This is a genomic window from Rheinheimera oceanensis (assembly GCF_018831085.1).
GTDB classification, from domain to species: domain Bacteria; phylum Pseudomonadota; class Gammaproteobacteria; order Enterobacterales; family Alteromonadaceae; genus Alishewanella; species Alishewanella oceanensis.
On record NZ_JAGPNM010000003.1, the window covers coordinates 389,911 to 409,936 of the forward strand.

Here is a 20,026-nt window from a genome sequence, read left to right on the forward strand (position 1 = left end):
CCCTATAGATTTCGACCTATACGGGTGGTTTTGGCAGTATGTACGTCTAAACGCACCCCTTGAATGTGCCACGCCATGCTAAAATTGCAAGCGCTTTTTCGCGCTTTTCGTAAGTAATTCATGCTGAGGGTTTTCAGCGACAGCAACAGACAAGATAGCCTATGCAAAAAACTGAAGTAAAAATCCGCTTTACGCCACCGGCAGACTGGAACACAGCGTTGCTGCTTGGCAACCCGATATTTGCTGATTTATGTCAGCGTTTCCGCGTTGATCAGTTAACAGATTACCCTGATATTGGCTGGCTTAATCAGTGCCTGGTGCAGTCGGGCGTGAGCTTTGTTGATAATGACACGCTTAGCGCTGATGGCCGCTACTATGAAGAATATATTTTTGCCACTCAGTGCATACCTACCCGCAAGGACAACTGGCACGACTTTTTTGGTGCGCTTATTTGGTGTTTATACCCAAAAACCAAAGCGCTGTTAAATCAGCTGCATATGGCAGAAATTGCTCAACACGGCCTGAAACAGCGTAGCAAGCTGCGGAATAAATTAACGCTGTTTGATGAATGCGGCCTGGTGCTTTGCCTTGAACCGGCTGCACTTGAGCATGCTGAACTGCTGCGCCAGCACCAGTGGCAACAAAGCTTTGTAACAAAGCGCAGTGACTGGTGGCAGGGCATACGGCCAATGATTTTCGGCCATGCCATGTACGAAATGGCAACGGCACCTTTTATTGGTTTAACCGCCAAAGCCCTGTTTATTGCAGTACCGGCCGGTTTTAGCCAGTGGCCTTTAACAGCTGCTTACAGTTTTGTTGATGTTAAATTGCACGAACAAATTGCTAACGAGGCAGTACTTCTTGATAATCAACAACTAACGCCTTTGCCGTTGCTGGGCGTACCGCGCTGGTATAACGACAATGAAGCAGCGGGGTTTTACCACAATACTGACTATTTCCGGCCACGGCGACAGCGCTGAGGCCCCGACAACAGGACAGTTGCATGATTGATATTCAGGATTTAGCCAAGGCGTTTGCACTTGGTAAAAACAGCAAGTTATCGGATACCGAAAAACAAGATGTGCGTTACAGCAAAGAGGCGTTTCACTCGGTGCGCAATGTCAGCTTTAGTTGCGGCGCAGGCGAAGTGTTGGGGTTGCTGGGGCCAAATGGCGCCGGTAAAACCACCACGCTACGTATGCTGTCTACTGCCTTAAAACCCGATGCCGGCTCAGTGCTGTTAAATGGGGTCGATGTATTAAAACAGCCGGTAAAAGCGCGCCAGCAAATCGGTTTTTTATCGGCTGATACCGGCCTGTACGGCAAATTAACCGCCTTTGAAAATATCGCCTATTTTGGCCGTTTGCACGGCATGAAAGAAAGTGCCTTAAAGCAGCGTATCGACGAGCTGTTTACGCTGCTTAACATGCATGATTTTGCCAACCGCCGTGCCGATAATATGTCGACCGGTATGAAGCAAAAAACCGCCATTGCCCGGGCTGTAGTGCACAGCCCTAAAGTGGTTATTCTGGATGAGCCCACCACCGGGCTGGATATTATGACAGTGCAAACGGTGCTGGATTTTATCAAAGGCTTAAAAGCAGCCGGTACGCCGGTGATTTTTTCTACCCACCATCTGGACGAAGTGGCATCTCTTTGCGACAGAGTGGTGGTTATTGATAAAGGCATCAGCGCTTTTTCCGGTGACATCAGCCAGTTCAGGGCGTTAGCCGGCAATAGTGATTTACGCGAGGCGTTTTTAAGCGTACTAAACAGTGCAACAAACCAGCAGGGAGCAGCATAAATGTGGCAAGTCTATCTGAAAGAACTTACTGAATTAATGCGCGACAAAAAAACGCTGATTTTTGTTATTTTACTGCCGATTTTTATTTTCCCGGTGATCTTTGGTGTAATGGGGCTGGTGTTATCCAGCACCACCAACACCGCCATGCAGGCTGAGCACCGCTATGTGATTATTAACGCAGAGCAGGCGCCCAAATTTGCCGATGCGCTGTTTTATCATAAAAACTTTAAGCAAGTTAAAACGGATAAAACCACAGAAGCAGAACTGGTGGCGGCTATCCGTAATGATGAGTTTGATGTGGCGATTGTGATCCCGGCCGATTTCTCTGCCAAACGCCAGGCTGCCGAGCAATCTCAGTGGCAGATTATTTATAACCAGTCATCACAATTTGACTTTATGTACCGCTACTTTTCTGAAGTGCTGGGCAATTTTAATGAACAGCTACAACGCGATACGTTAATGCAGCTGAATGTCGACCCGGACAAACTTGCCGCTATTATAAAACCGGTAGAGGTGCAAAAGGTGGACACTGCCGCCAAGCGGGAGAATATCGGTGAAAAATTCGGTGCGGTAATTGCCTATATTCTTATTCCGTTATGTTTACTGGGCGCGTCTTATCCGGCTATTGATATGGGCGCCGGTGAAAAAGAGCGCGGTACGTTGGAAACCCTGTTAATTTGCCCGATAAGCCGGGTTAGCATAGTACTGGGTAAGTTCTTTACGGTATTAACCACCGGCTTAGTGGGGGCATTGATCACCGTAGGCAGCTTTGGTATCTGGGGCGCGATTATTGGCTCTTTCGCCGGTATGGCGGTAGTGCAGGAAGCGATGTCAGCGATAGCGATTACCGAGCTTATTCTGATTTTCTCGTTGTTGCTGCCCATCTCAGCAGTATTTGCAGCCTTGCTGCTGGCGATATCGATATATGCCCGTACCTTTAAAGAAGCACAAAACTATATCAGCCCGCTGTCAATCATGATTTTTCTGCCATTGGTAGCCGCTATGATGCCGGGTGTTGAGTTAACAGGTAAAACTGCATTGGTGCCAATAATGAATGTAGCACTGGCAATTAAAGAGCTGATTAAAGGCACTGCCGATTATGGCTTATTAGCGTTAATTTTTGGCTCTACTCTGGTGTTAGCCAGCGTTGCTATTGGTTTTTGCGTACATTGGTTCCAGCAGGAAAAAGTGCTGTTTCGCTAAAACAGCCCAGGCTGTAGCACCCAGACAACGCCGGCTTTTGCCGGCGCTGTTATTACGACAGGCTCCGGTTTATAAATACTATTGATAATAGTTCTTAGTAATATTAAAATGGCGGCGTTTTGTTAGCGGAGTACTGTTATGTACGTGTGCCTGTGTAAAGCTGTTACCGATAAAGCCATTAAGCAAAAAGTGGCTGAAGGTGTATCCACCATGCGTGAACTGAAAATGTGCACCGGTGTAGGCAGCCAATGTGGTAAGTGTACCTGTCAGGCTCAGCAAATTCTGCATAACGAACTGGTACGTATTTCCGACACCTCTTTAACACTGGCACAGCCAGCTGCTTAATCTGCATTTATATGCTTATTTCAGGCATTTAAATTCTGTATCTATTCTTTTTCCGCCCGGCACTGGTCATAATAACGCTAATAATTTAGGCTAAGCTAAGGCTTGGTATAACCGCAGCAGTTATGGAAAAAGTATGGATAAAATTAAGCAGGTTGCCATTGTTGGTGGTGTGCATGGCAATGAATTTTCAGGTATTTATTTAGTTAAGCAATATCAGGCTAAGCCAGATTTAGTCAGCCGTGCCAGTTTTAATACCGAGCTGGTATGGGCTAACCCCGAGGCGCATTACGCCAACAAACGTTATTTGCACAGTGATTTAAACCGCCAGTTTAAAAATACCGATTTAGCCAACCCTGGATTGGCCAATTACGAACAAAGCCGGGCCAAAGTGCTTAACGCCCAACTGGGCCCTAAAGGCAACGCCAAAACCGACTTACTGATTGACTTACATAACACCACCAGCAATATGGGCGCCTGCTTAATACTGACCCAGGCCGGGCCATTTTATAATCAGCTGGCCGCTTATGTAAAAATGGTGATGCCCGAAGCCATTATTTCCCGTGACGAAGATCACTTTGCCGCTGAAGATCACGCGTTAATGTGCACTTTGGGCCGTTATGGTGTACTGGTAGAAGTAGGGCCACAGCCGCAATCAGTATTACGCCAGGACGTACTGGAGCTGATGGACACCATGACGCGGCATATTCTTGATTTTGTTGAGCTGTACAACACTGCCAGCCTGCCACCGCTACCTAAACACACCGAAGCCTTTCGCTATTTGCACAGTATTAAGCTGCCAATGAATGACAGGGGCGAGCGTATTGGTATGGTACATAAAAATGTGCAGGACAAAGACTATCAGCCGATTAAGCCCGGCGACCCGATTTTTACCTTGTTTGACGGCAGCGAGATTTATTACGATGGTGACGTAACGGTATACCCAACCTTTATTAACGAAGCCGCTTATTACGACAATAATCTGGCGATGTCACTAAATGAAAAAGTTGTTATTACGCTGGACTAATGCTGTATGGTCTGACATCTGTATCATGTTCATTATTATGGTTTTCTTTTGGCAATTGCTGTGTTATTAAACTGTTATTAATAATGTAGTCTGGCTATGTCAATGGTGCCGAATGAACGCTAAATTAAGCTGTATGAACGTTAAATTAAGCGCCTGGGTGCTAAGTGTGGGGTTGTGTGTTTCGGCCGGTACCGTAAAGGCACAGCCACTGCGTTTTCTTACCGAGCATAACCCGCCGGGAGAATATCTGGACGAGCAGGGTGAGGTAAGCGGCGTAACAACCAGCCTGGTGCGTATACTGCAACAACGGCTGGACGACCCGGGCACTATAGAGCTGATGCCCTGGGGCCGGGCGCTGAGCATTGCCAGATCTGAAGATAATATAGTGCTGTTTGAAACTGTGCGCACAGCAGAGCGCGAACCCTGGTTCAAATGGGTCGGGCCGCTTAAACACTATCAGATGGCTTTATATGGTTTAAAGCACCGGGTAGGAGAGGCGCCGTCACTGGCCGCATTACCAACAAACTACACTGTCTGTAATTATCGTAACTCCGCCACGATAGATGACATTAAAGCCCTGGGTTTTACCGAAGGAAAAAACCTGATATTAACCAGTAAATCCGGCGATTGTCTGGATATGCTGTTATTAGGCCGGGCCGATCTAATGGCGGTAAGCGAGCTGTCGGTGCCAGGGTTTTCAGCCTATGCCGAGGAAGCCGGCAGCCAGTTGGTTAGGGTAAAGTATCTTAGTGAGCGTAAACGCTATCTGGCGTTCTCCCGCAATGTGTCAGACGAGCGTATTGCCCGCTGGCAGGCGGCACTGGAACAAAGCTACAGCGATGGCACCATGCGTCAGTTATATCAGCCGGTGTATAGCGAGCAGATTATCCGGCGGCTGGAAGACTTTGCCGCTCAGCCAAAATACTAAAGCCAGCTTACGCTGGCTTTATGCTGTTTACTTTGTGGCAAACTTAAAGCGTGTCGTAACTGTCTTTTTTCTGGATCAGTTCTATGGCGTAGTTATCCGGATCACGTACAAAGGCAATTTCAGTAGTGCCACCTTTTACCGGGCCCGGCTCGCGGCTTATTACGCCACCTTTAGCGCGTATTTTTTCGCAGGCGTCGTATACGTTTTCTACTTCCAGTGCGATATGGCCATAGGCATTGCCTAAATCGTAGCTGTCGGTACCCCAGTTATACGTCAGTTCTAGCACGGTATTTTCGCTTTCATCGCCGTAGCCCACAAACGCCAGCGTATATTTATACTCGGTGTTTTCTGACTGGCGCAGCAGTTTCATGCCCAGCACTTCAGTGTAAAACGCCAGTGATTTTTCCAGGTTACCCACGCGCAGCATGGTATGTAGCATTCTCATACAAACTCCTATCCGGTTTTGTCTTTAAACTCGTAGTGCAGGCGGTAATGGTAACATATTCTGCTGCTCTGGCAGGATAGCTGAGTACCAAAAGCTGATAGTCGTTCGGGCACTAATTCCTGAAACCAGCTTTTTTGTATGCATATAATGCCCAAGCCCGGTTCGGGCTTTGTTAGGCAGGTTAACCCGTGTTTAAAAGCGGGTCGACCCGCTAAAGCGTTATGCCTGATTTGACTGTCAGCCCCGATGCAATATGATAGATCTATATTTTTCGAGGGGTAGGTAAATGCCAGTTATTAGTCGCTTTTATGGGATTTTGATTGCAATGTATTTTAATGATCATAATCCACCGCATTTTCATGCAAAATATTCTGGTTACGAAGCACTATTTGCATTTGATGGAACCATATTGGAAGGGGAGTTGCCCAAACGAGCCGCTTCCTTTGTCCAGGAATGGATAGGTATACACAAAACAGAATTGGAAGAAAACTGGCGTCGAGCCCGAGCCGGGGAACCTCTAAATTACATTGCACCACTGGAGTAAATTATGTTGCACATTAAATCTGCAAAATACGTAGCTGATTACAAAATCTGGGTAGCATTTGATGATGGTACTTCTGGTGAAATCGATCTGGATGGGGTGCTAAATGGGCCTGTATTTGAACCGCTGAAGGAAATCACTGTTTTCAGAAAGGTATCGGTTGATCCAGAGCTTGAGACTGTTGTTTGGCCAAATGGAGCAGATCTGGCTCCAGAGTTTCTTAAAAGTTTGCATAACAAGCAAAGCCAGCCGACGCGTACCACGCAGCTGCTTTGAGCGTTAGCAATTCAGCGTATATAGGAAGATAAATGCCACATGTTATAGTCGATTGCTCGGTTGAGGTGCTGGATATTCACTCTGAGGAATATAGAGGGTCGGGTAAAAAGAGCCTGACAACGCATGTAAAAGTGACTCCCAACGCTTGGCATTTCCAATTCAAGGTTGGGTTTGGTGTTTACGGCGAAATGGTTTAGGTTTAGTAGGCGAGCTGCTCCACACCTTAAGAACCTATGTAAATCAGCCATTTAATTATTCCGTCTTGTCTTTAAACTCACATAAATCTTCAATTAAACAACTGCCGCAGCGTGGTTTGCGTGCTACGCACGTGTAGCGGCCGTGCAGGATCAGCCAGTGGTGTACGTCGAGTTTAAACTCATCTGGCACGACTTTAAGCAACTTGTGTTCTACCTCGTCAACATTTTACCCGGTGCCAGCTTAGTGCAGTTAGATACACGGAAAATATGTGTGTCGACGGCGATAGTATGCCAGACTAAATTCGCAATGCGGTAGCTGATGGCAACATATTCAACTGTCCCGGAAGGGCAACTGAGTGCCAAAAGCGGATATTGGTGTTGGTATTTAACGTGTGGAAATCACAGTATTTGTATGCATATAAAGCCCAAACCCGGTCGTGTTTCTGTTAGGCGGGGTAACCCGTATTTATCGCCGGCACAAATATCAGCTGTACCTGTGAGTTGTTGTAAGTTTAAAAGAAGCAGTGTAATGTCCTGTACATTAAATTTACAAAGGCAGGTTATATTTAAGAATGGCTCGACCTGCTGAATATTCGGTAGAGGTGGCAATGTCGAATGGCAGTGACAACATCAAGCAAGCATTGGCGCAAGCTTTGGTAAAGGTCGAAGCGGGCGGTGATATTGTTATTGCCACAAGCGTTATTGATAACGTCACAGAGCCTCTTGCCGAGGCCATTAAGGCAGCTTATGCAGGTGTATTTACAACACAAGAGTTAGCGGCGCTCAGTAACCTGGTTTTCCAAGCAACCTCGGATGATAAATTTTACGATTGGGAAATGCCAACTCTGGTTGGCTATACGTGTGAAGAGATGCAAAGGCTAGGTGAAAAGCTCCGTGCGCTTGCAGTCCTCTAACAATCGTGGCAGGGCTTGGACTGCCTTTCCGTTACTGTACGGCTACAATGCCTCCAAGGGGGGCGGGCGTCTATCTTTATAAGGAGATTCAATGAAACTTGTATTATTTGCTTTATTAATGACTCTTGTTGTCGGGTGCGCTAGCACAAAAAGGGATTATGTATTTGATGGTTCGACAATTGAATCAACGAAGCAGGGTGTTACTGATGTTACCAAACGTTTAAAGCCTGCAGAGCAATTGCAATTTTTGATGGCGCTGATGGCAATACAGTTTTCAGATGTTACTAGTGTCTACGATATATTAGGTGACCCTACAATGACTGACGAAATTAATTATTTCATCATTGGTAAAAAAATTGATGGTCTAAATTACTACGAGGTTTTAGAGTTGGCAAAATCCTCACCTACGAAAGTCGGTGTGTCTTCAAAATAAATATAGCAATGCGCCTCTCTCGCTGGGAAAAGGGGCAGAGACAATTAAAGGTACATCGAGTTAATCCAATATATTTCAGGTACTTGAAAAATGCGGTTATTAACTCCGCCCCTCTTTCAGACCCCTTTCTCACTACACCCTTAATCTAAATTATCATCAATAAAATGTGTTAACTATTTTGTGTTATTTGTAAAAAAATATTGACGGCACAGGTTGGCTATTTATAATGCTAACCACTATTTTCTTTACAGGATGGTCGTAATGCTGGGATGGCAGCCTCTTAATCTTAAGGCGATAGCCGTTGGCTTAGGCCTGATACTTTCTGTATTAGCAACGAATGTGGAGGCAGGTGTGTTTGGTTGGTTAAAAAGAACAGAAATTCAATGGTCGCCTGAAATACACGGGGTTATAACCGAACAAGGTCGACCAGTCGTAAATATGCGGGTAACACGCGAACTGTATTACCAAGATAAGAAATATTCTGATACCGCTACAACCAACGCTGACGGACAATTCTTCTTTACCAAAAAAACGTTAAAGGTTAGGCGGGTTCTGTTTGATGCTGCAATTGGTTTAGAGCTCATAGTTAAGCATCCAGAAACTGACGACACAGATTCCATTTTCGATATTCGAACTCTGAACCACTTAGGCTGGGAAAGTCTTGATAGAGTCATGGCGGATATGCGCTGTGAACTTCCTGCGGAGAGAAAATATCATGAGCTAAAAACGCACGATATACACGATGCATTCGACGAACATTTTCACACCAAATGCTATTTTCCAAGCGCCAAAGGCGCATTGTGGTCAGATGAGGAAATAGAAGCAAAGCTGAAAGAGCTTGATCAAATGATTGAAAAACAGGAAGGATTCTGAAATGCAAAGATCTTTACCACCACAAACTGCAGTATGGCTTGCAAGGTCACCTTATGAAGCACAAAAACTGAAAGCGGGGCAAAACTTTACACCTACCCACAAACCTGTAACTCAGTATTTTGATTTTAACCAAACAGGCGGAGTAATCCACGGCACTTCAGGCAGCGTGATTTCTAAGATATTTAACAATACCACAGGCTTCGCTATTGTCGGCAAGGGTAAAAACCATTTTGCGGGTGATGTTGCATTAGGAATTCGCGGCACTGACATGACAAGTGGCCGGGACTGGTTCAGTAATGCGAACGCCAGTTTGGCCATAGCTGACAACAAAAGCGCGGTGCATTCGGGTTTTCAAAAAGTATTTAAAAGCATGCAGCCCACTTTGGAGAAGCAACTGGCACCGCTACTTAATACAAACAGCAATGGTATTGTTCATTGTGCAGGCCATAGCTTAGGTGGTGCATTGGCAAGCCTTGCAGCAATTTGGATTAAACAACGTTTCGGGAATCGCGTTGCCCTATACACCTATGGCGCACCGAGGGTAGGTTTAAACGACTTTGCGCTCAAGTCTTCGGGCAGTATTGACAGTATTTATCGCTGTTTGCATGGCGATGATCCTGTACCAATGGTGCCGGTATGGCCGTTTTATCACGCTCCGTTGAATGGAAGTAGTGTGCTTTTAACATCAGCAACGGGTATTAAGGTTTCGTCGCACTCGATGATGGAAAATCCAGGTTATGTCATAACATCGCGGGGTCAATGGGAAAACTTGCAGCGACGGGGCGACGTAGTTAAAGCTGTTCGTCTGTTTTACGACCGCCGATTTGAATGCAGCTTCAGTACTCACTGGCAAGAGCGACTAAGCCATGCTCTGATTACTCTACTAAAAGACGCTGGCATGTTAACTGCGATATCTGTGCAAATGACTATTGGCGGAATCATGACCTTTTATGATGTGCTGGCTTTGGCAGTAGAAAAAATTGCAAACATAAGCAGCCAATTTGCCGAGCAGGTTAAAGGCTTACTGGGTCATATGTTGGTATTTGCCGGTAAAGTCACCACGGCCGTTACTGAGCTTACGGTCCGTTTTATTCGCTGGGTGTTTAAGATAACACTGGAAACAATGTATCGCGTGGCTCGCAAAGCGATTGAGATGGTAAGCTAAATTCGTATATATAAATCCTTGGTGATGTAAAAGCCATGTTTTGTTTAGAAAATTACTCTGTAGTTTAAACAGACGCCAGCCTTTCAATCATGTCGGGATATTTTTCGACCAGCTTAATCAGAACAGCCGCCTGGCCATTGGGTTTAGATTTGCTCTGTTCCCAATTTTTAAGTGTCTCCGGGTTCAGGCGTAGTTTTTGGGCAAATACTGCCTGAGATAAATGTAGTTTTTGCCTTAACGCGACTATTTCCTCTGCTGTGACAATTGGCACAGGTTTGTTTTCTACAGCAACCTTGCGCAGTGTGACCTTACCCTGGCGTTGCTCTGCCATTTCACTGACACCTTGCATAAGCTCTGCGAACAAATCACGCTTTGCCATCTTGCATACCTCTCGCTTTTAACTCTGCTTCAATAGCCTGCTTTAACTGTTTTTCCTGGGCAGACGTTAGGTTCTCCATTTCATCTTTGTCGTAAATGGCAAACATCCAGAATTGTCTGTCACGACCCAACCAGTAATAGATGACTCTTAGACCACCGCGCTTACCTTTTGTGCGCCCTTCATCGGCCCAGCGGAGCTTTCTGAAGCCGCCTGTCCTTGGCATGACGTCACCACAATCAGGATTGCACAGCATAAAGTGCTGTAATTCCTTGTATTGTTCGTCATTTAAGTAATGGCTGACCGTTTTTGTAAAAACGGATGTCTCGAAGAAAATCGCGTTCATTGCCAAATTGTAGGCAAATTGCCTATATTAAGCAACGCCAATTTGCTTGTCGGAAGGCCGATTATACGCAAGGCTAATTTACAGGCAGCTTTTACTACCTTGTAAATTGAAGCTGAAGTGATAAGCACTGAGTGGCAAAAAGTATCAGAAATCAATACATCTGCTACAAAAGCCTGTAAATTAATTGTTCCCTAAAAAAACAAATTCCATTAGCATCAGTTATAACAAAATTAAGCGAACCGTGCCGTTTAGTCGTCATTGAATAACGCACCGGATAAAACAGCTAAGCAGTTAGCTTTACAGGGAAGATATGAGTTATTTTCAAGTATTGTTGGAAGGTGAAAACTTTTTCATAGAGCTCGATGGTAAAGAAGAATTACTTGGCTTTTTTACCACTCGGTGGGTCAAAGCGGATGACCAAAAACAAGCTGAATTAAAAGCTGTAGAGTTAGTTAAAAACGATCAACACCTTCACAAGCTAGTTAAATTGCCAGAAGGCGAATCACCGTCACCTATGATTTATTTCAGTGAAATCTGTAAAGTAAATTGGTTTACTTATATTAAGCGTAAACCAGGAGATGGTTACTCGTTTTATCCAATGGTGCAAGAATAAAGCTAATAATCGCCGTAAACATCGCAGATCGTTATGTTAACCATGTTCAACTACAAAATCAGCTATTTAATTATTCCGTCTTGTCTTTAAACTCACATAAATCTTCAATTAAACAGCTGCCGCAGCGCGGTTTACGCGCGACGCAGGTGTAACGACCGTGCAGGATCAGCCAGTGGTGTACGTCGAGTTTAAACTCATCTGGCACCACTTTAAGTAACTTGTGTTCTACCTCGTCAACATTTTTACCCGGTGCCAGTTTAGTGCGGTTAGACACACGGAAAATGTGGGTGTCTACTGCTATGGTAGGCCAGCCAAAGGCGGTGTTTAGCACCACATTGGCGGTTTTACGGCCAACGCCGGGCAGGGCTTCGAGTGCTTCGCGGTTTTCAGGAACGATGCCGCCGTGTTGTTCTACCAGAATACGGCAGGTTTTAATGACATTTTCGGCTTTGGTATTAAATAAACCAATGGTTTTTATGTAGTGCTTTACGCCATCTACGCCTAAATCCAGCATCGCCTGCGGGGTACGCGCTGCCGGAAATAAATGTTTGGTGGCTTTATTTACCCCAACATCGGTGGCCTGGGCGGATAACAGCACGGCTATCAGCAGCTCGAAAGGCGAGCTGTATTCCAGCTCGGTAGTGGGCTTTGGGTTAGCTGCGCGCAGGCGGCTGAGTATTTCTATGCGTTTTTGTTTATTCATCTGTTTTTTTACTGCGCAGCGCCGGTAACGCGGGCACGGGCAATACTGCCTTTTTCCACCGCCTGGCGTTGCTTAAGTTTATTATCAATAACGTTCTTCAGTGCGATCAGCAGCCCCATACCAAGGAATGCACCGGGGGGCAGCATCGCCAGCAGAAAATGATTGTCGGCGTGGAATACTTCTACCCGCAATGCTTTGGCCCAGTCACCCAGTAATAAGTCGGCACCGTCAAACAAGGTGCCCTGGCCCAGCACTTCGCGCATGGCACCAAGTACCAGCAATACCAGCATAAAACCTAAGCCCATCATAATGGCGTCGATGGCAGAGGGTAGCACCGGGTTTTTTGAGGCAAAAGCTTCAGCCCGGCCGATAATGGCGCAATTGGTGACAATTAACGGAATAAAAATACCTAAAGACAGGTACAAGTCATAGGTATAGGCATTCATCAGCAATTGTACGGCGGTAACCAGGCTGGCAATAATTAATACAAATACCGGAATACGAATTTCGCTGGCAACATGGTTACGCACCAAAGATACCGCAATATTGGAACCCAGTAGCACCAGTAATGTTGCTGCCCCCAGCCCCAGTGCATTGGTCACGGTGGCAGTAACGGCCAGTAGCGGACACAGGCCCAGCAACTGTACCAGGCCGGGGTTGTTTTTCCATAAACCCTGCAGGGTTAGTTCTTTAAACTGACTCATTGTAGCCTCGTTATAGAGCGCAGTTGGCCGGTATAGCGGCCAGTTCAGGCTGTTGCTGTATCAGCAGGGCGGCATTGCGTACCGCCTGTACTACCGCGCGCGGTGTAATAGTGGCGCCGGTAAACTGATCAAAATCGCCGCCATCTTTGCGTACTGCCCATTTACCGGCATTGTCGTTTGTTACTGCTTTACCACTAAAGCTGAAAATCCACGCTGAGCGGCGGGCCTCTATTTTGTCGCCAAGGCCCGGTGTTTCTTTATGATCCAACACCCGGCTGCCTAAAATAGTGCCATCCGGTGTTAACGCGACGATTAAATCAATATTACCGCTGTAGCCATTTGGCGCTGTGGTTTCAACAATAAAGCCTGCCAGCTCGCCATTCTGGCGCCAGCGATACACTGCCTGCGGGGTGGTACGGCCCAGCAATGCTTCATTGGTTACCTGTACACAATCCTGCAATAACGACTGGCTGGCGTCTACCCCCGGCAATACTTCAGACAAAATAGCCAGCTTGCTGGCCAGAAGCTGCTCACTGATACGGGAGGCCGTTTGCTGGTTTACCAGGCTGAGTATGGCGACGCAAAATACAGCTGCTGCGCCAAGCGCCAGGGCATTTTTACTGATGGCTCGGATCATTTCAGTTCGCTCCGCGGCCGGTGACCATAAGTACGGGGCCGGGTGTAGTAGTCTATTAACGGCACGGCCATATTGGCCAGTAAAACGGCAAAGGCATAGGCGTCGGGGTAGCCACCAAAATTACGGATTAAAAACACCAGTAAGCCAATCAGGGCACCGTATACCAAACGGCCTTTGTTGGTAGTTGAGGCCGAGACAGGGTCGGTAGCAATAAAAAACGCTGCCAGCATAGTGCCGCCACTAAACAGATGAAACAGCGGCCCGGCAATAGTATCCGGTGCGGCCAGAGTGGCAATGGCAGATAATACAAACAGGCTGCCAATAACGGCCAGCGGAATACGCCAACTGATCACTTTTTGCTGAATAAGCAATAAACCACCGGCCAGATAGGCCAGGTTTACCCATAACCAGCCGGTACCGGCAAAGGCAAAAAATACCGGCCGGTTCAGGCTTTCATCCAGTGTCAGGCCCCGGCCCAGATCGGTGCGCAGGGTATCCAGCGGCGTGGCCATGGTAATACCATCTATGCTGGCTTGTAGCTGGCTAAGGCTAAAGCCACTGCAGCTGTAGTGCGTAAAAATACTGCAGACAGCGTCCAGCGGGGTTAAATCAACACTTTGCAGTGACAGCGGCGGCAGCCACTGTGTCATTTGCAGTGGAAACGATACCAGCAGCAGCACATAAGCTGCCATAGCGGGGTTAAACAGATTATTACCCAGGCCGCCATACAGCTGTTTAACCATAATAATGGCAAAAGCGGTGCCTATAACAATAATCCACCAGGGCGCATAGGGCGGTATGGCTATGGCCAGTAATACCGCGGTAAGCAGGGCACTGTTGTCTTTAAGGCGCGGTAGTACGGCTTTGCCACGTAATTTTAATACCAGGGCTTCACTTATCCAGGCCGTAACGATTGCCAGCACTAACTGGATAAGCACACCATAGCCAAATAATACCGCCTGCACGGCGATGCCGGGTAAACAGGCCAGAGCCACCAGGCGCATGATGTGTGCAGTGCTACGCTGGTTATGCTGGTGGGGTGAGCTGGCGATTTTAAAACTCATGAGTTCTCACTGTCGGCTTGTTTACGTGCTTTGGCGCGGGCAATTGCTGCGGCAATGGCCGCTTTGCGCGGATCTTCTGTCACAGCAACATCTGGCTCAGGTGCGCCTGTTGTGCTGGCTGCAGTTTGCTCTGTAGCTTCAGCACTGGCTTGCTTTTTAGCTTTGGCACGGGCCAGTGCGGCGGCGACCGCCGCTTTACGCGGGTCTTCTGTTGCAGCAACGATATCAGATCCTGCGGCTGGCTTATTTGCAGTACTGGCGGTAGCGGGTGCTGCATTGGTTTCATGTTCAGTTTGCGCCTGTTGCTTAGCTTTAGCCCGGGCAATAGCGGCAGCAATAGCTGCTTTACGTGGATCAGCCTCTGCTGATACTTCAGCCTGGTGGCTTTTTTCCGTATTGGGCGCTGGCGTTACTTGTTGTTCTGTCGCGTGTTGCTCTGCGGCCTGGGCCGCTTTTTTCGCCTGGGCGCGGGCAATAGCTGCAGCTACGGCGGCGGCTTTGCTGTTGGTATTTTCAGTTACAGCCGGCGTTTGCTCTGCTGGCTCATTGTGTTGTTCTGTAGCCTGCTGCTCAGCTTTTTGTTGTTGGGCTTTTTGTTGCTGGTGCTCACGCGCTTGCTGTTTTTTCAGCTCGCGCTCGGCCAGAATTTGCTCTTTACTGCGCTCTTCTGCCGGTGCTGCCAGGGCCTGTTTTGCTTTAATACGTGCCAGGGCATCGGCCACAGCGGTATTGGCACCACTGGCCAGTTGTTGTTGCTGCCGGGCGGCGGCCAGTTGCTGGTTGCGCTGCAGCCGTTCTTGTTTTTCTTGCTCTAGCCTGGCATTGCGGGCCTCAAACCGGGCTTTGGCCTGTTCAGCTTTTAATGCTTCGCGTTGCTGCTCACGAATATCGGCTTTGGCCACCCGGTAATACTGCACCAGAGGAATTTCACTCGGGCAAACATAAGCACAGGCACCACATTCAATGCAGTCGGCCAGGTTGTATTCTTGCAGCTTATCGCTGTCTTTAGCTTTGCTGTACCATAACAACTGTTGCGGCAATAAGCTGGCAGGGCAGGCATCGGCACAGGCACTGCAGCGGATACAGTCCATTTCTGTGCTGGCTGCCGGCAGCTCCTGTGCTGTGGGAGCCAGTATACAGTTGGTGGTTTTAACTACCGGTACGCTTAAGTCGGGCAGGGTAAAGCCCATCATAGGCCCGCCCATAATAACCCGTTGCTGTGGCTGGCTTTGAAAGCCGCAGGCATCAAGTAAAGCAGACACCGGCGTACCCAGCAACGCCAGCACATTTTGTGGCTGGTTTAAGGTGTCGCCCGCTACGGTAACAATGCGGGACAGCAGTGGGTGATCGTCCAGCACCGCCTGAGCAATAGCAAAAGCGGTACCGACATTTTGCATAACGATGCCGATATCGGCTGGGCGGCGGCCATTGGGCACTTCTTTATTGGTTAGCAGCTGAATAAGCTGTTTTTCACCACCAGACGGATATTTAGTCGGCACTATACGTACATAGTAATGCTCGCGCTGGCTGCAGGCGGCCATCATTGCCGCAGCGGCTATAGGTTTGTCATCTTCAATGCCAATTAATACCGCTTTGGGGTTAAGCAGGCGGCACAGAATATCAATGCCCTTAACAATGGTGGTGGCGGCTTCCTGCATCAGTAAATCATCGGCACTGATATAGGGTTCGCATTCAACGGCGTTAATAATCAGATAATCTACCGGCTGGGTAAGGCCGGCTTTAATATGGGTTGGAAAACCGGCGCCGCCCATACCGGCTATGCCGCTGTCCTGAATGCGGCTGAGCAGCGTCATATTGTCGCAGGTTAAAAAATTAAGCGGCTCGCGCTGGCGCCATTCGTCCAGGCCGTCTGGTTCCAGTACCAGGGTGAGTTCCGGCAATGCTGACGGGTGCGGGCTGGTATGGGGCGTTATGCTCAGTACTGTGCCTGAGGTAGGTGCGTGTACCGGCACCGCCATAGAGTTTTCTGCACTGGTAAGTTGCTGGCCTTTTAATACCCGTTCACCTACCCGTACCAGCAGTTGGCCAGCCACACCTATATGCTGGCGCAGTGGCAGATACAGCCGGTCAGGTATCGGTAATACGGCAATCGGCTTTTGATTAGTTTGCTCTTTACGGCCCGGCGGATGAATACCGCCATGGAAGTCCCACAGCTTACCGGCCTGAATTTGCTGAAATAAACCTGGCATGGCGCTACTACTCCACCATCCGAACCGGAATTGCCGCTAAATCCCACTTCCAGCGCTCTGGCGTGGTGGCAACCGGTATCATATCTATACAATCTACCGGGCAGGGGTCAACACAGAGATCACAACCTGTGCATTCGTCTGCCAGTACTGTGTGCATCAGTTTGGATGCGCCGACAATGGCATCAACCGGGCATGCCTGAATACATTTGGTACAGCCTATACATTCATCTTCACGGATATAAGCAACCCGTTTTACGTTTTCGGTTTGCGCTTCGTTCAGTGGTTTGGCTTCAACGCCCATTAAATCGGCCAGTTTACGGATAGTGGCTTCACCGCCCGGCGGGCACTTATTAATGTCGTCGCCGTTGGCGATGGCCTCAGCATAAGGCCGGCAGCCGGGATAACCACACTGGCCGCACTGGGTTTGCGGTAATATGTCGTCAATTTGTTCCACCAGCGGGTCGCTTTCTACTTTAAAGCGAATGGCAGCGTAACCCAGCACAGCACCGAATATCAGCGCCAGGGTACCTAAAGCGATCAGGGCAGTGAGTAAAGTCATCAGGCTTTTACCAGGCCGGTAAAGCCCATAAAGGCCAGCGACATTAAACCGGCTGTTATCATGGCAATAGCGGCGCCTTTAAAGGGTACGGGTACATCAGCAGCCGCCAGGCGCTCACGCATAGCAGCAAACAGGATTAATACCAAAGAGAAGCCGGCTGCTGCACCAAAGCCATAAATAACGGAATTAATAAAATTATGCCGTTCATTCACGTTTAACAGCGCCACGCCAAGCACCGCGCAGTTGGTGGTAATAAGTGGCAGAAAAATACCCAACAAACGATATAGCGTGGGGCTGGTTTTGTGCACAACCATTTCGGTAAACTGCACCACTACGGCAATAACCAGAATAAATGCCAGTGTGCGCAAATAAAGTAAATCCAGCGGTGCCAGCAAGTAGTGATCAACCAGATAACTGCATAATGAGGCTAAGGTAAGCACAAAGGTTGTGGCCAGCGACATACCAATGGCTGTTTCCAGTTTGCCGGACACGCCCATAAAGGGGCACAGGCCAAGAAACTTAACCAGTACAAAGTTATTTACCAGCACAGTACTGATTAACAACAGCAAAAATTCAGTCATCGTATCGCTCAGGCAAAAATCAGGCGCATATTATGCTATTAAGCAGCTTATGACACAACCGGACAAAGCATAGGGGCTTGGCGGCTGCTATTTGCACAGCGCCGCCTTTGTGGTGTTAAATTGGCGCTGGTTTACCGATGTAATACCCCTGATTGCCGTCAATAAACAGGGATTCCAGCATATGTTTTTCTTCCTGGGTTTCAACGCTTTCAGCAAAAACACCGACACCAATACGGTGAGCCAGGTCGATCATCAGCCGCATAAAGTACTGGTTGTTTTTATCATCATTAATATGGCGGGTGTAACTGCCGTCCATTTTGACGTAATCGGGCTTCAGATCACGGAAAAATTTAAATGAGGTGATACCCACACCAAATTTTTCTACCGTGACACGGGCACCGGCTCGGTGCACCATATCAATAAAGCGTTTGCTGGTTTTCAGGTTTTGCTGCAAACCAAACTCAGTAACTTCAAATATCAGTTTGGCAGCGATGTGGGCATCTTTTAATAACCGCCGCTCAAGCCAGATAATAAACTGGTCGTCATGCACACAGCGGGCCGATAGGTTTAAACCAAAATATTGATCCTGCAGGTTTTTATTTTTTATAGTGGTTAATGCTGTTTCAATGATCAGCCGGTCGACCTGTACTATGCGGTCCAGTTTTTCTGCCATGGCTAAAAACGAAGCCGTAGGCAGCACCTGGTTTTCCTGAGTTTTAAAGCGCACCAGAATTTCTGAGTAAGCTTTAGCTGAGCGGTTAGCCGGTTGGATCAGTTGCACCAGTAAGGCGATGCGGTGGTTGGTTAGCACGTCATCAATAACATTACGCCAGTTCTGGTTACCGTAACTGCCATTGGTCATATCTAAACCGGATGATTCTTTTTGCAGATGCCAGGCATTAGGCTGTTTGGTCTGCGCCAGGCTGATCGAGGTATCGGCCACTGCCAGCAGCTCGCCCAGTGCTTTACCTGATTCATAGCTGACCAGGCCGGAATAGGCCACTGAATCCAGCTCGGCCATTTTTTGATATTCGTTCAGCCTGCTTTGCAACTGCAGGGCAAAGTTTTCTGCTTCTTTGGGCGTGACTCTGGGCAACAAAATACCAAAGTCTGAGCTGTTAAGCCGGTATACGCGGTTGTCTTTATAATTGCCGGCCAGTTTTTTAACGATATTGGCTACTTCGCGGATATAGCTGTCGCCTTCCTGGTAGCCACGGGTTTGGTTTAGTGCCTGTAGCTCAGTGCAGCGGGTAATAGCAAAAACACCAAAATCGTGTTGCTCGTTCTGGCGGATATTTTCTTCGTAATATTGCACAAAGCGGTTACGGTTGGGTAAGTCGGTAACCGGATCTTTATAAGCCTCTTCAGCTATCTGATGCGCGTTGTTGGTCATTTCGTTGTACTGGCTGCGGGTATAGTGCGCCAGCTTTTGTAAAGCGACATTAATATCGGCAAATTCCGGCGGAATTTTATTCCAGTCGGGTTCGCTTTTCTGCGGGTCGACAATAAAACGGTCAATTAACTCGTTTACCGCAGCGGTGGTGCGTTTATAGCTGCGGCTAATGCTGCTTTTGCTCATCAGCACCGGTAACCAGCCGATAACAAAAGGCGTTAAGATCAGTAGCAGCAGTAACTGCAAAAATGCCAGCAACCGCTGGCTGGCATCCAGCTGATAGCTGACCTGGATATTCTGTTCCTGATTACGCACAGTGTGCTGTTTAAACTCGCTGCCAAACAGCTCCAGTATGGCAGTAGCAATAGCGGCATTATTGCTATGCTGGTTTTGTTCATGTAACACCGTGCCATCAAGCTGGCTGATACGTAAGCTTTTTAAAGCAAAGCTACGATCAAGCTGACGGCTGAGAATTTTGCCGTCACCGGTAAGGTGATGGCTGAGAATTTGCTCAATAACTGCGCTGGCATGTTGTTGGTCGTTATCCAGCTGTTGTTGGGTATGCAGCACCAGAGCGATCAGCGCTATAGCTGCTAATAAAAACGCAGACAGCAACTGGCTGATAAGCAAAGTACGGAATATTCTCATAAGCAATGACCACCAGATAAACTGTTTCCTTGTCCTAACGCTTA

The 20,026-nt window shown here is 47.7% G+C and carries 24 protein-coding genes and 1 pseudogene; 13 read left to right on the forward strand and 12 right to left on the reverse strand.

What is annotated here, in order from left to right; translation table 11 throughout:
- The first annotated feature begins 161 nt into the window (after positions 1-161).
- The 6 genes from J3B89_RS09900 (at position 162) to J3B89_RS09925 (ending at position 5,304) form a co-directional block, all read left to right on the forward strand.
- A complete protein-coding gene (locus J3B89_RS09900) occupies positions 162-980 on the forward strand; it encodes a DUF3025 domain-containing protein (protein ID WP_215397365.1) in 819 nt (272 codons plus the stop codon).
- Positions 981-1,003: 23 nt separating this feature from the next.
- Positions 1,004-1,804 (forward strand): ABC transporter ATP-binding protein, encoded by an 801-nt coding sequence (locus J3B89_RS09905; protein ID WP_215397366.1) that lies wholly within the window; start codon positions 1,004-1,006, stop codon positions 1,802-1,804.
- Positions 1,805-3,007, forward strand: a complete 1,203-nt coding sequence (locus J3B89_RS09910) for an ABC transporter permease (protein ID WP_215397367.1) — start codon at positions 1,805-1,807, stop codon at positions 3,005-3,007.
- A 138-nt stretch (positions 3,008-3,145) separates the two neighbouring features.
- Complete coding sequence (locus tag J3B89_RS09915) at positions 3,146-3,352, forward strand: bacterioferritin-associated ferredoxin (protein ID WP_215397368.1); 207 nt, start codon at positions 3,146-3,148, stop codon at positions 3,350-3,352.
- 133 nt (positions 3,353-3,485) lie between these two features.
- Positions 3,486-4,376, forward strand: a complete 891-nt coding sequence (locus tag J3B89_RS09920) for an aspartoacylase (protein ID WP_215397369.1) — start codon at positions 3,486-3,488, stop codon at positions 4,374-4,376.
- 112 nt (positions 4,377-4,488) lie between these two features.
- A complete protein-coding gene (locus J3B89_RS09925; RefSeq protein WP_215397370.1) occupies positions 4,489-5,304 on the forward strand; it encodes a substrate-binding periplasmic protein in 816 nt (271 codons plus the stop codon).
- 43 nt (positions 5,305-5,347) lie between these two features.
- On the opposite strand, the gene gloA is transcribed toward J3B89_RS09925, so the two are convergent.
- A complete protein-coding gene (gene gloA, locus J3B89_RS09930; RefSeq protein WP_215397371.1) occupies positions 5,348-5,749 on the reverse strand; it encodes a lactoylglutathione lyase in 402 nt (133 codons plus the stop codon).
- Between the two features lie 286 nt (positions 5,750-6,035).
- On the opposite strand from gloA, the gene J3B89_RS09935 reads away from it, so the two are divergent.
- Positions 6,036-6,293, forward strand: coding sequence for a DUF4160 domain-containing protein (locus tag J3B89_RS09935; protein WP_215397372.1), 258 nt, complete (start codon positions 6,036-6,038; stop codon positions 6,291-6,293).
- A gap of 3 nt (positions 6,294-6,296) precedes the next feature.
- Complete coding sequence (locus J3B89_RS09940; protein ID WP_251372328.1) at positions 6,297-6,566, forward strand: DUF2442 domain-containing protein; 270 nt, start codon at positions 6,297-6,299, stop codon at positions 6,564-6,566.
- Between the two features lie 252 nt (positions 6,567-6,818).
- Here J3B89_RS09940 and J3B89_RS09945 read toward each other — a convergent pair.
- Positions 6,819-7,051 (reverse strand): annotated as a pseudogene (locus J3B89_RS09945) (endonuclease III); the annotation flags it as partial.
- Positions 7,052-7,335: 284 nt separating this feature from the next.
- Here J3B89_RS09945 and J3B89_RS09950 point away from each other — a divergent pair.
- The 4 genes from J3B89_RS09950 (at position 7,336) to J3B89_RS09965 (ending at position 10,148) form a co-directional block, all read left to right on the forward strand.
- Positions 7,336-7,677, forward strand: a complete 342-nt coding sequence (locus J3B89_RS09950) for a hypothetical protein (protein WP_215397373.1) — start codon at positions 7,336-7,338, stop codon at positions 7,675-7,677.
- A gap of 91 nt (positions 7,678-7,768) precedes the next feature.
- Complete coding sequence (locus tag J3B89_RS09955) at positions 7,769-8,110, forward strand: hypothetical protein (protein WP_215397374.1); 342 nt, start codon at positions 7,769-7,771, stop codon at positions 8,108-8,110.
- A gap of 261 nt (positions 8,111-8,371) precedes the next feature.
- Positions 8,372-8,983, forward strand: a complete 612-nt coding sequence (locus J3B89_RS09960; RefSeq protein WP_215397375.1) for a DUF6795 domain-containing protein — start codon at positions 8,372-8,374, stop codon at positions 8,981-8,983.
- A gap of 1 nt (position 8,984) precedes the next feature.
- Positions 8,985-10,148: a lipase family protein gene (locus tag J3B89_RS09965; protein ID WP_215397376.1), complete on the forward strand. Its 1,164-nt coding sequence runs from the start codon at positions 8,985-8,987 to the stop codon at positions 10,146-10,148.
- Between the two features lie 64 nt (positions 10,149-10,212).
- Here J3B89_RS09965 and J3B89_RS09970 read toward each other — a convergent pair whose 3' ends face one another.
- A complete protein-coding gene (locus tag J3B89_RS09970; protein ID WP_215397377.1) occupies positions 10,213-10,527 on the reverse strand; it encodes a helix-turn-helix domain-containing protein in 315 nt (104 codons plus the stop codon).
- Positions 10,514-10,870, reverse strand: coding sequence for a type II toxin-antitoxin system RelE/ParE family toxin (locus tag J3B89_RS09975; protein WP_251372329.1), 357 nt, complete (start codon positions 10,868-10,870; stop codon positions 10,514-10,516). Before J3B89_RS09975 ends, J3B89_RS09970 begins: the two co-directional genes overlap by 14 nt.
- 310 nt (positions 10,871-11,180) lie before the next feature.
- Here J3B89_RS09975 and J3B89_RS09980 point away from each other — a divergent pair, with 310 nt between their 5' ends.
- On the forward strand, positions 11,181-11,483 hold the full coding sequence (locus J3B89_RS09980) for a hypothetical protein (RefSeq protein WP_215397378.1): 303 nt from the start codon (positions 11,181-11,183) through the stop codon (positions 11,481-11,483).
- Between the two features lie 70 nt (positions 11,484-11,553).
- On the opposite strand, the gene nth is transcribed toward J3B89_RS09980, so the two are convergent.
- The 8 genes from nth to J3B89_RS10020 form a co-directional block, all read right to left on the reverse strand.
- Entirely contained in the window at positions 11,554-12,186 is a 633-nt protein-coding gene (nth, locus tag J3B89_RS09985) for an endonuclease III (RefSeq protein ID WP_215397380.1), read from the reverse strand.
- 8 nt (positions 12,187-12,194) lie between these two features.
- Positions 12,195-12,890, reverse strand: coding sequence for an electron transport complex subunit E (locus J3B89_RS09990; RefSeq protein ID WP_215397382.1), 696 nt, complete (start codon positions 12,888-12,890; stop codon positions 12,195-12,197).
- 10 nt (positions 12,891-12,900) lie between these two features.
- Positions 12,901-13,527: an electron transport complex subunit RsxG gene (rsxG, locus tag J3B89_RS09995; RefSeq protein WP_215397383.1), complete on the reverse strand. Its 627-nt coding sequence runs from the start codon at positions 13,525-13,527 to the stop codon at positions 12,901-12,903.
- Positions 13,524-14,591 (reverse strand): electron transport complex subunit RsxD, encoded by a 1,068-nt coding sequence (rsxD, locus tag J3B89_RS10000; protein ID WP_215397385.1) that lies wholly within the window; start codon positions 14,589-14,591, stop codon positions 13,524-13,526. The genes rsxG and rsxD overlap by 4 nt, the downstream gene beginning before the upstream one ends.
- The gene (gene rsxC, locus J3B89_RS10005) at positions 14,588-16,801 is read right to left on the reverse strand and encodes an electron transport complex subunit RsxC (protein ID WP_215397387.1); all 2,214 of its coding nucleotides are present in this window, start codon (positions 16,799-16,801) and stop codon (positions 14,588-14,590) included. The genes rsxD and rsxC overlap by 4 nt, the downstream gene beginning before the upstream one ends.
- Positions 16,802-16,808: 7 nt before the next feature.
- Positions 16,809-17,360: an electron transport complex subunit RsxB gene (gene rsxB / locus J3B89_RS10010; protein ID WP_215397388.1), complete on the reverse strand. Its 552-nt coding sequence runs from the start codon at positions 17,358-17,360 to the stop codon at positions 16,809-16,811.
- Positions 17,360-17,941, reverse strand: coding sequence for an electron transport complex subunit RsxA (gene rsxA, locus J3B89_RS10015; protein WP_092793376.1), 582 nt, complete (start codon positions 17,939-17,941; stop codon positions 17,360-17,362). The genes rsxB and rsxA overlap by 1 nt, the downstream gene beginning before the upstream one ends.
- 115 nt (positions 17,942-18,056) lie before the next feature.
- On the reverse strand, positions 18,057-19,982 hold the full coding sequence (locus tag J3B89_RS10020) for an EAL domain-containing protein (RefSeq protein ID WP_215397389.1): 1,926 nt from the start codon (positions 19,980-19,982) through the stop codon (positions 18,057-18,059).
- Positions 19,983-20,026: the final 44 nt, after the last annotated feature.

Bases quoted from the DNA above. Each gene is read 5' to 3' on its own strand.
- rsxD (WP_215397385.1), bottom strand. From the start codon at position 14,591: ATGAGTTTTAAAATCGCCAGCTCACCCCACCAGCATAACCAGCGTAGC.
- rsxC (WP_215397387.1), bottom strand. From the start codon at position 16,801: ATGCCAGGTTTATTTCAGCAAATTCAGGCCGGTAAGCTGTGGGACTTC.
- J3B89_RS09980 (WP_215397378.1), top strand. From the start codon at position 11,181: ATGAGTTATTTTCAAGTATTGTTGGAAGGTGAAAACTTTTTCATAGAG.
- rsxB (WP_215397388.1), bottom strand. From the start codon at position 17,360: ATGACTTTACTCACTGCCCTGATCGCTTTAGGTACCCTGGCGCTGATA.
- J3B89_RS09925 (WP_215397370.1), top strand. From the start codon at position 4,489: ATGAACGCTAAATTAAGCTGTATGAACGTTAAATTAAGCGCCTGGGTG.
- J3B89_RS09975 (WP_251372329.1), bottom strand. From the start codon at position 10,870: ATGAACGCGATTTTCTTCGAGACATCCGTTTTTACAAAAACGGTCAGC.
- J3B89_RS10020 (WP_215397389.1), bottom strand. From the start codon at position 19,982: ATGAGAATATTCCGTACTTTGCTTATCAGCCAGTTGCTGTCTGCGTTT.
- J3B89_RS09950 (WP_215397373.1), top strand. From the start codon at position 7,336: ATGGCTCGACCTGCTGAATATTCGGTAGAGGTGGCAATGTCGAATGGC.
- rsxA (WP_092793376.1), bottom strand. From the start codon at position 17,941: ATGACTGAATTTTTGCTGTTGTTAATCAGTACTGTGCTGGTAAATAAC.
- J3B89_RS09915 (WP_215397368.1), top strand. From the start codon at position 3,146: ATGTACGTGTGCCTGTGTAAAGCTGTTACCGATAAAGCCATTAAGCAA.
- nth (WP_215397380.1), bottom strand. From the start codon at position 12,186: ATGAATAAACAAAAACGCATAGAAATACTCAGCCGCCTGCGCGCAGCT.
- J3B89_RS09960 (WP_215397375.1), top strand. From the start codon at position 8,372: ATGCTGGGATGGCAGCCTCTTAATCTTAAGGCGATAGCCGTTGGCTTA.
- J3B89_RS09910 (WP_215397367.1), top strand. From the start codon at position 1,805: ATGTGGCAAGTCTATCTGAAAGAACTTACTGAATTAATGCGCGACAAA.
- J3B89_RS09900 (WP_215397365.1), top strand. From the start codon at position 162: ATGCAAAAAACTGAAGTAAAAATCCGCTTTACGCCACCGGCAGACTGG.
- J3B89_RS09940 (WP_251372328.1), top strand. From the start codon at position 6,297: ATGTTGCACATTAAATCTGCAAAATACGTAGCTGATTACAAAATCTGG.
- J3B89_RS09990 (WP_215397382.1), bottom strand. From the start codon at position 12,890: ATGAGTCAGTTTAAAGAACTAACCCTGCAGGGTTTATGGAAAAACAAC.
- rsxG (WP_215397383.1), bottom strand. From the start codon at position 13,527: ATGATCCGAGCCATCAGTAAAAATGCCCTGGCGCTTGGCGCAGCAGCT.
- J3B89_RS09965 (WP_215397376.1), top strand. From the start codon at position 8,985: ATGCAAAGATCTTTACCACCACAAACTGCAGTATGGCTTGCAAGGTCA.
- J3B89_RS09920 (WP_215397369.1), top strand. From the start codon at position 3,486: ATGGATAAAATTAAGCAGGTTGCCATTGTTGGTGGTGTGCATGGCAAT.
- J3B89_RS09955 (WP_215397374.1), top strand. From the start codon at position 7,769: ATGAAACTTGTATTATTTGCTTTATTAATGACTCTTGTTGTCGGGTGC.
- gloA (WP_215397371.1), bottom strand. From the start codon at position 5,749: ATGAGAATGCTACATACCATGCTGCGCGTGGGTAACCTGGAAAAATCA.
- J3B89_RS09905 (WP_215397366.1), top strand. From the start codon at position 1,004: ATGATTGATATTCAGGATTTAGCCAAGGCGTTTGCACTTGGTAAAAAC.
- J3B89_RS09935 (WP_215397372.1), top strand. From the start codon at position 6,036: ATGCCAGTTATTAGTCGCTTTTATGGGATTTTGATTGCAATGTATTTT.
- J3B89_RS09970 (WP_215397377.1), bottom strand. From the start codon at position 10,527: ATGGCAAAGCGTGATTTGTTCGCAGAGCTTATGCAAGGTGTCAGTGAA.